Annotated in this window: 12 protein-coding genes; 4 read left to right on the forward strand and 8 right to left on the reverse strand. The window is 71.8% G+C overall.

The genetic code is table 11. The features are described 5' to 3' along the window. Window positions 1-47: 47 nt before the first annotated feature. Window positions 48-587, forward strand: coding sequence for an MFS transporter (locus tag HUT06_RS07315; RefSeq protein WP_254715029.1), 540 nt, complete (start codon window positions 48-50; stop codon window positions 585-587). After that, entirely contained in the window at window positions 572-757 is a 186-nt protein-coding gene (locus HUT06_RS44395) for a hypothetical protein (RefSeq protein ID WP_254715030.1), read from the forward strand. Before HUT06_RS07315 ends, HUT06_RS44395 begins: the two co-directional genes overlap by 16 nt. A 58-nt stretch (window positions 758-815) precedes the next feature. On the opposite strand, the gene HUT06_RS07320 is transcribed toward HUT06_RS44395, so the two are convergent. Then, window positions 816-2,459 carry an ABC-F family ATP-binding cassette domain-containing protein gene (locus HUT06_RS07320; RefSeq protein WP_176195015.1) on the reverse strand — a complete coding sequence of 548 codons (1,644 nt, stop codon included), beginning with the start codon at window positions 2,457-2,459 and terminating at the stop codon, window positions 816-818. 116 nt (window positions 2,460-2,575) lie between these two features. On the opposite strand from HUT06_RS07320, the gene HUT06_RS07325 reads away from it, so the two are divergent. Next, complete coding sequence (locus tag HUT06_RS07325; RefSeq protein WP_217711235.1) at window positions 2,576-3,496, forward strand: rhomboid family intramembrane serine protease; 921 nt, start codon at window positions 2,576-2,578, stop codon at window positions 3,494-3,496. A 4-nt stretch (window positions 3,497-3,500) separates the two neighbouring features. Here HUT06_RS07325 and HUT06_RS07330 read toward each other — a convergent pair whose 3' ends face one another. Beyond that, the gene (locus HUT06_RS07330; RefSeq protein WP_176195017.1) at window positions 3,501-5,201 is read right to left on the reverse strand and encodes a proline--tRNA ligase; all 1,701 of its coding nucleotides are present in this window, start codon (window positions 5,199-5,201) and stop codon (window positions 3,501-3,503) included. Between the two features lie 58 nt (window positions 5,202-5,259). On the opposite strand from HUT06_RS07330, the gene proS reads away from it, so the two are divergent. Beyond that, window positions 5,260-6,708 (forward strand): proline--tRNA ligase, encoded by a 1,449-nt coding sequence (gene proS / locus HUT06_RS07335; protein WP_254715031.1) that lies wholly within the window; start codon window positions 5,260-5,262, stop codon window positions 6,706-6,708. 22 nt (window positions 6,709-6,730) lie between these two features. Here proS and HUT06_RS07340 read toward each other — a convergent pair whose 3' ends face one another. The 6 genes from HUT06_RS07340 to HUT06_RS07365 all read right to left on the reverse strand — a co-directional run bounded on the left by HUT06_RS07340 (window position 6,731) and on the right by HUT06_RS07365 (window position 12,118). Continuing rightward, window positions 6,731-7,234, reverse strand: a complete 504-nt coding sequence (locus tag HUT06_RS07340) for a DUF6328 family protein (RefSeq protein ID WP_176195018.1) — start codon at window positions 7,232-7,234, stop codon at window positions 6,731-6,733. Between the two features lie 54 nt (window positions 7,235-7,288). After that, window positions 7,289-9,259: a SpoIIE family protein phosphatase gene (locus HUT06_RS07345; protein ID WP_176195019.1), complete on the reverse strand. Its 1,971-nt coding sequence runs from the start codon at window positions 9,257-9,259 to the stop codon at window positions 7,289-7,291. 124 nt (window positions 9,260-9,383) lie between these two features. After that, window positions 9,384-10,190 (reverse strand): ANTAR domain-containing response regulator, encoded by an 807-nt coding sequence (locus HUT06_RS07350; RefSeq protein ID WP_254715032.1) that lies wholly within the window; start codon window positions 10,188-10,190, stop codon window positions 9,384-9,386. A 90-nt stretch (window positions 10,191-10,280) separates the two neighbouring features. Then, complete coding sequence (locus HUT06_RS07355; protein ID WP_254715033.1) at window positions 10,281-10,679, reverse strand: CBS domain-containing protein; 399 nt, start codon at window positions 10,677-10,679, stop codon at window positions 10,281-10,283. A 146-nt stretch (window positions 10,680-10,825) separates the two neighbouring features. After that, window positions 10,826-11,194, reverse strand: coding sequence for an SSI family serine proteinase inhibitor (locus HUT06_RS07360; RefSeq protein WP_176195022.1), 369 nt, complete (start codon window positions 11,192-11,194; stop codon window positions 10,826-10,828). Between the two features lie 369 nt (window positions 11,195-11,563). Continuing rightward, window positions 11,564-12,118, reverse strand: a complete 555-nt coding sequence (locus HUT06_RS07365; protein ID WP_368407024.1) for a sigma-70 family RNA polymerase sigma factor — start codon at window positions 12,116-12,118, stop codon at window positions 11,564-11,566. Between the last annotated feature and the right edge of the window lie 596 nt (window positions 12,119-12,714).

Consider the following 12,714-nt stretch of genomic DNA (forward strand, 5'->3'; position numbering starts at 1 on the left):
CCCCGGGATCGTGGGCGTGTAGTAATGCAACGGCATATGGGAAGCTCGTGGCACGCTTACTGGCACGCTTACTGGCACGCTTACTGGCACGGGACGGGCTGCGGCTCGGGCTGCCGGCATTGACGCAGCTCATCGTGGCCCTCGACTACAACATCGTTTACGTGGCGCTCCCCGACATCGGGGAGGCGCTGGACTTCAGCCCGCAGTCCGTGCAGTGGGTGGTCAGCGCCTACGCGGTCGGCCTCGGCGGGCTGCTGCTGTTCGGCGGGCGGGCCGTGGACCGGCTCGGGCCACGCCGCATGTTCATGACGGGCCTCGCGCTGTACGCGGTCGCCTCGCTGGTGGGCGGCCTCGCGTCCGGCTCCGGGACGCTGGTCGCCGCCCGCGCGGTGCAGGGCGTCGGCGGGGGCACTGCCGACCCCGGCGACGCTGACGCTGATCTACCGCGGCTTCGCCGAGGGGCCGGCCCGCAACCGTCACCCTGTTCGCCTCCGCCGGAGCCGGCGTCGCACCCGAGGAGCAGGGAGTCGCGTCCGGGCTGGCCAGCACCGTCAAGGAGGTCGGCGGCGCGATGGGCCTGGCGGTGATCGTCGCGATCACCACGAGCTCGGCCGACCTCCTGGACGGCCTGCACGCCGCCGGCTGGACGGCCGCGGCGGTCACCGTCGCCGGCGGCCTCATCGCCCTCGTCCTCAAACCCGCCCGCCCCACCACCGAGCCTGACCAGACTCCCACCCTCGAAGGAGCGACCCCGTGACCACGGACGACCTGATCTCATGACAAGGCGCGCGGCCCGGTGCCGCGCGCCTTTGGGGTCAGCGGGGGCGGGTTACGCGGGTTTCGTCCCAGACGGGGTCGGGGGACTCGTAGACGGTGCCGTCGGCGCCGAAGATGAGGTGGCGGTCGAAGGCTTGGGCGAACCAGCGGTCGTGGGTCACGGAGATGACCGTGCCCTCGTAGGACTCCAGGCCCTCCTGGAGGGCTTCGGCGCTGGCCAGGTCGAGGTTGTCGGTGGGCTCGTCCAGGAGGAGCAGGGTGGCGCCGCCCAGTTCCAGGAGGAGGATCTGCAGGCGGGCCTGCTGGCCGCCGGAGAGGGTCTCGAAGGGCTGCTCGGCGCAGATGCTCAGCTCGTAGCGGGCCAGGGCGCTCATGGCGTCGTTGCGGAGGCGGGCGTGCTCGGTCATGACGATCTCGCACGGGGTGCGTCCGGCCAGGTCGGGACGGGCGTGGGTCTGTGCGAACAGGCCGGGGACGACGCGGGCGCCCAGGCGGGCCACGCCGGTGTGGGCGACGGGCTCCACCGGAGTCGCGCCGCGGGGGAGTGCTTCGGCGATGGCCGTGAGGAGGCGGAGGAAGTGGGACTTGCCCGAGCCGTTGGAGCCCAGGACCGCCACGCGCTCGCCGTACCAGATCTCGGTGTCGAAGGGCTTCATCAGGCCGGTCAGTTCGAGGTTCTCGCAGATCACCGAGCGCTTGCCGGTGCGGCCGCCGCGCAGGCGCATCTTGAGGTTCTGGTCGCGGGGCGGGATCTCGGGCGGGCCCGCCTCCTCGAACTTGCGCAGGCGGGTCTGCGCCGCGCGGTAGCGGGAGGCGAAGCCGTCGTTGACGGTCGCCTTGGTGCGCAGGGTGTTGACGAGTTCCTTGAGCTTGGCGTGCTCCTCGTCCCAGCGGCGGCGCAGTTCCTCCAGGCGCTCGTTGCGGTCGCGGCGGGCGGCGGCGTAGGTGGCGAAGCGGCCGCCGTGGATCCAGACGCGGGCCGCTTCGACGGTGACGATCCGGTCGGCGGAGCGGTCGAGGAGTTCGCGGTCGTGGGAGACGAGGAGGACGGTCTTGGACGTCTCGCGCAGCCTTTCTTCCAGCCAGCGCTTGCCTGGGACGTCGAGATAGTTGTCCGGCTCGTCCAGGAGCAGGACCTCGTCGGGGCCGCGTAGGAGGGCTTCCAGGGCCAGGCGTTTCTGCTCGCCGCCTGAGAGGGTGCGCACTTCGCGCCAGCGGCAGCCGTCGTAGGGGACGCCCAGCGCCGCCACGCAGCAGGCGTCCCAGAGCACCTCGATCTCGTAGCCGCCCGCGTCGCCCCAGCCCGCGAGGGCCGTGGCGTAGCGGAGCTGGGTCGGTTCGTCGTCGCGCTCCATCATCGCGAGTTCGGCCGTCTCGACGGCTTCGGCGGCCGAGCGGACGCGGGGCGGTGCCAGGGACAGGAGCAGGTCGTGCACCGAGGAGTCGTCCCGCATGCTGCCGATGAACTGGCGCATCACGCCGATGCCGCCGCTGTGCCCGACCGTCCCGGACTGGGGGACGAGGTCGCCGGCGATCAGCCGCAGGAGGGTGGTCTTGCCGGCGCCGTTCGGGCCGACGAGGGCCGCCGTGACGCCTTCGCCGACGCGGAAGGACACGTCGTCCAGGAGTGCGCGGCCGTCCGGCAGCACATGGCTGATATGGCCGACTTCGACGTGTCCCACGGTCTCCCCCTCGATGACCCGTCGAGTCTCCGGAGGCGACGGGCGGGCCGTCAAACGGTTTTCGCCGGGGCGTGTCGGTGGTTGCGGCTATGATCTCCGGCTCTCGGAGAGGTTGGATGATGACGGCGACACAAGAGGCCCCGGCGTGCTACCGGCACCCCAAGCGCGAGACGTATGTCCGCTGTTCGAGGTGCGACCGCTACATCTGCCCGGACTGCATGCGCACGGCCGCGGTGGGGCAGCAGTGCGTCGACTGCGTGCGGGACGGCAACAAGACCGTCCGGCGGAGCCGCACGGTGTTCGGCGGCACGGTCTCGGTCACGCCGTGGGTGACGTACGTGCTGATCGCCGTGAACGTGCTGGTCTATCTGGGTGAGCTGGCCAAGCCCGACCTCGTCGACAAGCTCGGTTCGCTGGGCATCGGGCTCGTCGGGCCGGACGGCGACCTCTTCGTGGCCGACGGGACGTCCTACGCCGGGTTCGAGTCCGTGGGCGTGGCCTACGGCGAGTGGTACCGGCTGATCACCTCGGCGTTCGTGCACCTGCCGCCGACGGAGGGCGGGTTCGGGATCCTCCACATCGTGTTCAACATGTGGTGGCTGTGGCGGCTCGGCCGGCCGACCGAGGAGATGCTCGGCCGCGGGCGGTTCCTCGCCCTGTACCTGCTGGCCGCGCTGGGCGGGTCGGTGCTCGGCTACCTGATCGACCCCGGTATGAACGCGGTCGGCGCGTCCGGCGCGGTGTTCGGGCTGACCGCGGCCTACTGGGTCTTCATGCGCCGGCTCGGGCACCGCATGGACGAGGCGAACCGGCTCGTCGTGTTCGCCGTGATCTGGCTGGTCGTCTCGGCCGGGATCGCCTCCTGGCAGGGGCACCTGGGCGGCCTTCTGGCGGGCGGCGCCGTCGCGGTCGCCTTCGCCTACGCGCCGAGAGAGCGGCGGCTGCTCGTCCAGGCGGGTGCCGCCGCGGCCGTGTTCGTCCTGCTGGCCGTCCTGGTGGTGGTCAAGACGGGGGAGCTGGGCGGCACGCTGCTGTGACGCTTCAGGCCGGCTTCGCCAGCAGTGATTCGACGTGGGCGGCCACCGCGTCCAAGGCGATCTTGGACATCTCGCCGGTGGCGCGGACGTTCACCTCGGCGATGCCCTCGGCCAGGCCGCGGCGGCCGATCGTGACGCGGAACGGGATGCCGGTCAGCTCGGCGTCGCGGAACTTCACGCCCGCCCGTTCGGGACGGTCGTCGATCACGACCTCGACGCCTGCGGCCTGGAACGCGGCGTAGATCTCCTCGGCCGCCGCCGACACGCCCGGGTCGTCGGACTGGGCCGGGACGACCACCACCTGGAACGGCGCCACGGAGACGGGCCACACGATGCCCCGCTCGTCGTGGTGCGTCTCGACGATCGCGGCCATCGCCCGCTCCACGCCGATCCCGTAGCTGCCCATGATCACCGGGACGCGCCGGCCGTCCGGGTCCAGGACCTCGACGCCGAGCGCGCGGGAGTAGCGGTCGCCGAGCTTGAAGATGTGCCCGACCTCGATGGCGCGGACGATCTCCAGCGGCGTCCCGCAGCGCACGCAGGGCTCCCCGGCCGCGACCTCGCGCAGGTCGGCCCAGGCGCCGACCTCGATGTCGCGGCCGACGTCCACGCCGCGCAGGTGGACGTCGTCGGTGTTGGCGCCGGTGAACATGGCGCGGCGGCCGCGCAGCGCCTCGTCCGCGATCACCGGGAGGGCGGCGCCGACCGCGCCGAGGCTGCCCGGCAGCGCGCCGAGCGCGTCCTGGATCTCCTGCGGCTCGGCGGCGCGGATCTCCGCCGCGCCGGTCGCGTCCACGAGCTTCTGCTCGTTCAGCGGGTGGTCGCCGCGCAGCAGGACGAGCGTGAGCGTGCCGTCCAGGACGTACACGAGCGTCTTGATCTGGCGGTCGCCCGGCGCGTCGTAGGCGAGCAGATCCTCGATGGTGCGGACGCCGGGCGTGTCGAACCGCTCCGGCGCGGGCAGGCCCGGCCCGTCGGACGCGGCCGGCAGCGCCGACGCCGCCCGCTCGACGTTCGCCGCGTACCCGCAGGACGGGCAGTGGGCGACGAGGTCCTCGCCGGCGTCGGACGGGCACATGAACTCGGTCGAGCCGGAGCCGCCCATGGTGCCGCTGGACGCCTCGCACGCCAGCGCCGGCACCCCCAGCCGGGCGAAGATCCGCGTGTAGGCGCCCTGGTAGGCGTCGAACGACGCGTCGAGCCCGGCGCGGTCGGCGTCGAAGCTGTAGGCGTCCTTCATGGTGAACTCGCGGGTCCGCATGAGGCCGCCCTTGGGGCGCGGCTCGTCGCGGAACTTCGTCTGGAACTGGTACCACTGCTGCGGCAGCTGCCGGTAGGAGCTGAGCTCCCGCGCGACCGTCGCGAAGATCTCCTCGTGCGTCATGCCGAGGGCGTGGTCGGCGCCGCGCCGGTCGCGGAGCCGGAACATCTCCTGCCCCATCAGCTCCCAGCGGCCCGACCTGCGCCACGGCTCGGCCGGGTGCAGCGCCGGCAGCAGCATCTCCTGCGCGCCGATCGCGTCCATCTCCTCCCGGACGATGGCGATGATCTTCGAGCGGACGCGGACGGCCAGCGGCAGCAGCGAGTAGTGCCCGGCCGTGAGCTGCCGGACGAACCCGGCGCGCAGCAGCAGCCGGTGGCTCGCCGCGTCCGCCTCCGCCGGGTCCTCGCGGAGCGTGGGCGCGAACATCTGGGACCAGCGCATCCCGCGAGGGTAGCGAAGGTGCCCGGACCGATGCCGATGGTCAGTACCCTTGTTTGCCGTGAGTCGAGAAGGTGTGACGCCGCAGAGCGAGGATTTCTCCGCCTGGTACAACGAGGTGGTCGTGCAGGCCCAGCTCGTCGACCGCGGCCCGGTGCGCGGCACGATGGTCATCCGACCGTACGGTTTCCGGATGTGGGAGCTGCTCCAGGCCGACCTGGACCGGCGCATCAAGGACGCGGGCCACGACAACGCCTGCTTCCCGATGTTCATCCCGGAGTCCTACCTCAAGCGCGAGGCCGAGCACGTCGAGGGCTTCTCGCCGGAGCTCGCGGTCGTCACCCACGCCGGCGGCAAGGACCTGGAGGAGCCGCTCGTCGTGCGGCCCACGTCCGAGACCGTCATCGGCGAGTACATGGCCAAGTGGATCGACTCCCACCGCGACCTTCCGCTGCTGCTGAACCAGTGGGCGAACGTCGTCCGGTGGGAGATGCGGCCCCGGATGTTCCTGCGCACGACCGAGTTCCTCTGGCAGGAGGGCCACACCGCGCACATCGACGAGGACGACGCGATGCGCGAGACGATGTGGGCGCTGGACGCCTACGCCGCCGTCGCCCGCGACCTCGCCGCGATGCCGGTCGTGCCGGGGGAGAAGACGCCCGGCGAGCGGTTCGCCGGCGCCGTCCGCACCTACACGATCGAGGGCATGATGCGGGACGGCCGGGCCCTGCAGGCCGGCACGTCGCACTACCTCGGCACCAACTTCGCCAAGGCGTTCGAGATCCAGTACCAGGACGAGGCGGGCAAGCTCACCCACGCCCACACCACGTCCTGGGGGATGAGCACCCGCATGATCGGCGGCGTGATCATGACGCACGGGGACGACAAGGGCCTCGTGCTGCCGCCGCGGCTCGCGCCCTACCAGGTCGTGATCGTCCCGATCGGGCGCAAGGAGCAGGGCGAGCAGGCCGCCGCCGAGGCCCGCAAGCTCGGCGCCGCGATCAAGTCGATGGGCATCCGCGTGCACGTCGACGACAACCGCCCGCAGCTGTCGCCCGGCTTCAAGTTCAACGAATGGGAGATGCGCGGCGTCCCGGTCCGCATCGAGCTCGGCATGCGCGACATCGAGAACGGCGTCGCGACCGTCGCCCGGCGGCTGCCGACCGTCGAGGGGCAGGGCAAGGAGCAGATCCCGCTCGCCAAGGTGCCCGAGGTGCTGCCCGGGATGCTCGCCGACTTCCAGGCGTTCCTGCTGGCCAGGGCCGAGAAGTTCCGCGACGGCAACACCGCCGTCGTGGACGGCTGGGACGCGTTCGCCGCGCAGGTCGCCACCGGCTGGGCCCGCGCCTTCCACTGCGGCGAGACCGAGTGCGAGGACGCGATCAAGGCCGACACCGCCGCGACCCCGCGGGTCATCCCGGCGGACGCGCCCGAGGAGACCGGCACCTGCGTCAAGTGCGGCCGCCCGTCCGCCTACGGCAAGCGCGTCATCTTCGGCCGCGCCTACTGATCGCCGGAGAGCGCCCGCGCGGTCACGGTTCGCCGTCCGCGCGGGCGTTCGCCTTCATCCGGGTCAGATACGGCTGGACGAACCACACCCAGCCGCTCAGCGCCAGGATCCCCACGGCCGTGAGGACGACCGGGACCGTCCGCTCCGACAGCGACTCGACGATCAGCATGGTCGCCGACGTGATCGAGATCGCCAGCGCGAACGCGCCCGCGATGCCGTACTGGTTGGCCCGCTTGATCAGCAGGTCCTTCTGCCCGAGCTGGAACAGGATGCGGTGCTGGAACGCGGGCGCGATGAAGCAGATCGACGCGAACGCCGCGCCGAACAGCGCGATGTAGAACAGCGTCGTCCCGGCGCCGTCCACCTTGTCGAAACCGGCGGAGAACGGGACGGTCAGCAGGAACGCGAACAGCACCTGCACCCCGGTCGTCGCGACCCGGAAGCCCTGGAGCAGCTCCATCAGCTGCCGGTCCAGCCGCTCGTGCTCGGTCTCGTTGCGGGGTTTGTCGGCGGGATCGACGGTCATGTTCCTGATCTACCCGGCTAAACGACCATCATCCCGACATCTTGCCCATAGGGGCTAGTTCAGCGTGGGCGGCTCCACCCGCAGCGCGAGCATCGACACGTCGTCGCGCAGGTCGCCGTCGCAGAAGTCGAGCAGCGCCCGCTCCACCCCGGAGAGCATGCCCTCCGGCGTGTCGCCGGCATGCCCGGCGAGCGCCTCCAGCAGCCGCTCCTGGCCGAACTCCTGCCGCGTCATGTCGCACGCCTCCAGCACCCCGTCGGAATGCAGGATCAGCGTGTCGCCGACCGTGAGGTCGATGGTGTCCAGCCCGGCCTCGAAGTCCTCGAACAGGCCGAGCGGGACGCCGCCCCGCGACGCCGACCTGATCACCCCGTCGGCGCGCACCACGATCGCCGGCGGATGCCCGGCGGTGCCCAGCGAGACGACGACCCGCTCGGTCTCCAGTGTCAGCCCCGCCATCACCGCCGTGACGAACCGGTCCTCCTCCAGCAGCGCCTCGTTCACGATGCCGAGGACGTCCCCCGGGGAGGACTTCCACCGCGACGCGAGCCGCACGCAGTGCCGCGCCGTCGCCGTCACCGCCGCCGCGTCCTCGCCCTTGCCGCACACGTCGCCGAGGACGAGCCCCCAGCCGTTCTCGGTGCGGAACACGTCGTAGAAGTCGCCGCCCACGTCCGAGCCGTGCGTGGACGTCAGGTACTTGGCGGCCACCCGCACGCCCGGGATGGCCGGCAGCGTCTTCGGCAGCAGCCCCGCCTGGAGCGTGTCGGCGACCTCGGCGCGCCGCCGGTACAGCCGCGCCGCCCGGATCACCAGCGCCAGGTACCGGCCGAGCCGCTGCACGACCCCGAGGTCCATCAGGTCGAACGGCCCGTACTCGCCGCTCGCCGCCAGCGTGATCGTGCCGATGGCGCGGTCGCCGTCCTCGATCGGCACGCTCAGCACCGACGTCGCGCCGATCTTGCCGCAGACGGGCTGGCCGTCCGGGCAGACGCCGAGCACGTCGAGGTTCTCCAGGTGCGGGCGCAGCGCGCTCTGCCGGGTGACGAACACGGTGTGCGAGAGGGTGCCCTGGCCGGGCTCGACCTCCTCCAGCATCCGCGCGGCCTCGACGGAGTGCTCGTCCTCCGGGCCCATCACCACCTGGCGGCGCAGCTCCGGCTTCGCGCCCGCCGCGTGGATGCCGCCCTGCGGCGCGCCGCCCGGGCCGCCGCCCGAGCCGGTCAGGTCGATGAACGCCCAGTCGGCCAGCTCCGCGGCCAGCAGCCGGGCGCAGCGCCGCACCGCCACCGTCTCGTTGAAGACCGGCTCGTCCAGCAGCAGCTCGCTCGCGGTGGCGAGGACGTCCATCCGGTGGACGATCGTCGCCACGGCCTCGTCGTCGGCCGGCGCGTGCTGCGACGTCCGCGCCCGGCCCCGCGCCTGCTGCCTGCGCGGCTCGTCGTCATCGGCGGGCGTGGTGGTCGGCCCGGCCGCCACCACGACCATCGGGTCGGGTTCGCCGCGGATCCACACCCGGGCCAGCGTCACCACGGCGTCGACCGGGCGGTCCCGGCCGAGGAAGCGGACGTTGGCGCGGCGGCGCCGCCCCGTCCGGACCACGGCGGCCAGCTGCGAGCGCACCGCCGCCCGCGTCGCCATGTCGCAGAACGCCGTGAACTGCTTGCCCGACACGTACCCCGACGACGTGCCGAGCAGCATCGCCGCCTGCCGGTTGACGCGGCGGACGCTGGTCGTCCGGTCCAGCAGGAACAGCGGGACGGGGGCGTCCTGGAACACGGTGCGCAGCACCCGGCGCTCGTTCTCCGCCGCGGCCGTCCCGCCCTGCTCGCCGGCCTGCTCGCCGCCCATCGTGCGCAGCACGGTCAGCGCCAGCTCCAGCTCGACCAGTGCCGCGTCCAGCGTGGCGCGCAGGTCGGGCTCCGGGACGCCGGCGGCCTGGCGCAGCTCGCCGATGCGCCCCTCGAGATCCGAGATCTCCCGCGTCAGGGACTCGGGTTCGAGCTGGTCGGGCTGATCGTGCATCTGGTCTCCCTCTCATCCGCGTCACACGGCGGAACCAGCTCGGTTCCCGTCCGGACCGGCCACGATCCGCGGAACCGCTTCGAGCAGCCTATTCGCCTCACCCGCATGCGTCTGTAAGCACGGCCTAAGGAAGGCCCTGATGACCGACGATACGCTGTGCGAGCGCGGTCAGCTTCACATGACGCGTCTGCGAGATGCGGCGCATCTCGGCGAACGCCTCGTCGGCGTCGCAGCCCAGCGCGTGCATCAGAATGCCCTTCGCCTGGTCGACGACCGCGCGTGCCTCCACCGCCTGCTGCAGCTGGACGGCGGTCCGGTGCACGTCGTCGTACTGCTGGCTGTTGGACACGGCGGCGGTGCCCTGCGCGAGCAGCAGCGCCGCGAGCGCGTGCCGGCCGTGGCCGAGCGCCTTCGGCAGCACCCCGTACAGCGTCAGCGTGACCAGCACGGGCGGGTTCAGGTGCGGGGTCGTGCTGAAGCAGCGCACCCCGCGGCGCAGCATGTCCGACATCGACTCGGGCCAGCGGGTCTCGGCGAGGATGTCGTCGGAGGTGAGCACCCGGCGCCCGCGCACCACGTCGAAGACCGGCCCGTGCCCGCGGGACAGCTGCCGGTCGGTCACCTCGGCGAGATCGGGATGGCTCGCGGCGGCCGCGAGCGGCTCCGGCCGCGCCTCCTCCGGCGCGCGGGCGTCCACGGCGATCTCCGCGTCCGCGGCGGGGCCGTCGGCCGCGGGCCACGCGGTCGCCCCGCCGGCCGCCGCGGGCAGCGCCCACCGCACGCTCGCCGCTCCGGCGCAGCCCGGCACGGCGCGCGCGGCCAGCTCGGTCACCCGGTGCAGGGTTCCGACGTCGGAGGACTCCCCGACCATGCCCAGCCGGGCGATCTCGAGCGCGAGCTGGTCCGTCAGGACCGTTTCGGTGGCCGTCACCCCTCCGAGATTATCCTGGCCGGGCGGCTGCGGGGCATGCCCGCGCCCCCGGCGGCCCTCATGGTTCATGGCTTGCCGTTCCTGGGGGGCCTAGTTGTTGGGCGGCGCCTTGCTGATCTCCCCGAGCGGCCCCGCGTCCCCGTTCGCCATCGCGAGGTCGCCGATGGACACGATGCCCACCGGGCGCTGCTCGGCGTCCACCACGGGGAGCCTCCGCACGGCCTGCTCGCACATCAGCCGCGCCACGGTCCCGGTGTCGTCGTCGGGACGGACGGTGGTCAGCTCCGCCGTGCACACGTCGCCGAGGGGCGTCAGTGACGTGTCACGGCTCTCCGCCACCGCGCGGACCACGATGTCGCGGTCGGTCACCACCCCGCACAAGCGCCCGGCATAGGTGACGAGCACATCGCCGATCCCCTGGTCCCGCATCACACGGGCCGCCTCGTACAGCGTCGCGTCCAGCGGCAATGACAGTGGGGCCTCTGTCATCACGTCGCTGACCCTTGGTGGCATCGCGCGCACATCCTCCCGAATCGCCGGCGGCTCGCGTGGCCCGTGTGCGCGCCTTACCCAGGGGCGGCGCGCCTATTCGGACAGTTCCGGGATCGGCCAACGCTTCATCCCGTTTCCCGTGGTCAGAAGGCGAAAACGGTACCGGTCCGCGCCTGCATGGCGCAGTCGTTGCCGTACTCGGCGCGGAATCGCACCGGCTTTCCGTCCCACCGCCCGTCCGCCTGCGCGATGACCGGCGCGTGGACGGCGGTGCACATCCGCCCGTCCGGCGGATGCTCGAACTTCCCGCCGGACGCCGCCAGCTCGGCGCACGCCCGCGCCGCTGCGGGATGCCCGCCTCCAGGCGGATCGCACCGCAACGTCACGGTCCGCGTCCCGGACGTGTCGCGCCCGGGATGGGTGAGTGTGAGCCGCACCGACGACCCCGACGGGACGGCGGGCAGAAGGGCGATCACCGCACCCGCGATGACCCCGGTAAGGAGGTTCGACACGAAAGACTCCGAGTAGTCGAGGGGACTCGAAAACTCAGAGTAGCGAAGCAATGACATTCTGTACGGAAAACAAGTGATCCCGCAGCCACGGGGCAGCTGCGGGACCACGCTTTTCGATCATCGCGAACGCGATGTCAAGTTTTGATCACCGGCCACCGGCCGGACCACTCACGGACAAAAAGGCACACGTCCGTAATCTCAGCCCGCGACGACCCTCAATTGCGATCGCGTGCGAAGCCAGGTTTCAAGCGAAGCGAGAAACCTGATCGCGAAGCGAGCCGCAAGGCGAGCCGAAGCGATGCCGGCGATCGCGTTCTGCCCGTTGAAGGAAGGGCCGCCAAGGCCCGACCGCCGAGGGCGGAACAAATATCACGCAGCGAGGATGTGGGCGGCGCGGCGGTGGTCGGCGAGGGACTCGCGGAGCTGCTTGCGGCCGCGGTGCAGGCGGGACATCACCGTGCCGATGGGGGTGCCCATCATCTCGGCGATCTCCTTGTAGGCGTAACCCTCGACGTCGGCGAGGTAGACGGCGTCGCGGAAGTCCTTCGGGAGGGCGCGCAGCGCGTCGATGACCTGCGAGTCGGGGATGCGGTCGAGGGCCTCGGACTCGGCGGACCGGAAGCCGGCGGCGTGCGCCTCGGTCTGCGCGAGCTGCCACTCCTCCAGCTCCTCGGAGCCGGCGCGCTGGGGCTCGCGCTGCTTCTTGCGGTAGGTGTTGATGAAGTTGTTGGTGAGGATCCGGTGCAGCCAGGCCTTGAGGTTCGTGCCCTCCTGGAACTGGTGGAAGTTCACGTAGGCCTTGGCGAGGGTCTCCTGGACGAGGTCCTCGGCGTCGGCGGAGTTGCGGGTCATCCGGACGGCGCTGGCGTAGAGCGGGTCGGCCAGCGGGAGGACGTCCCGCTCGTAGCGCTGGGTGCTCTCGATGGTCGTGGTGCTCCTCTTCGCACGGTCGGTGCTCGTCGTGCTCGCGGTGCTCTTGATGCCGGTGTTGCCCTTGATGCTCGTGTTGCCCTTGATGCTCATCGTGCCGCTCGTGCGGATCGTGCGGCTGGCGTCGCGGCCGTTGTCGCGGACAGGCGTGGTGACAGCGGTCATCGTCGCTCCCCGTGGTAGGGCCCGGTGAAAGGGGCCGGTTGCATGGCGCGTGGTCGGGGGCACGCGCGGACCGGGCGGATGATGCCGCCCCCCGTTGAGTGGTACGTGCCACCGTTCCCGGCGGGTTCGGAGAAGGTCCCCGGTCCCGGGCGGAGGCCGGGCCGAGGGTTTCTGCGCGGGTCGGCGGTGCCAGGGCGACCCCGGTGGTCCGGGACGTCGCGGGCGGTGCTCGATCAGGCGCTTGACCACCCGCCGGTGGTCTTCCTGCTAGGTAAGACGCGTGGAAGGGTCCAAAAGGTTGCCTCGGCTCGGGTGTCGCTCATCACATCCGCATGGCGTGTCGGCAAACCCGCTGTGAACCCTTGCTATAAGGCCCGCCAACGCCGGACTATTCCCCGGCGTCGCGAGGACGGGGCCGTGAGGAC

The sequence above is a fragment of the Actinomadura sp. NAK00032 genome (genome assembly GCF_013364275.1).
Classification (GTDB): Bacteria; Actinomycetota; Actinomycetes; order Streptosporangiales; family Streptosporangiaceae; genus Spirillospora.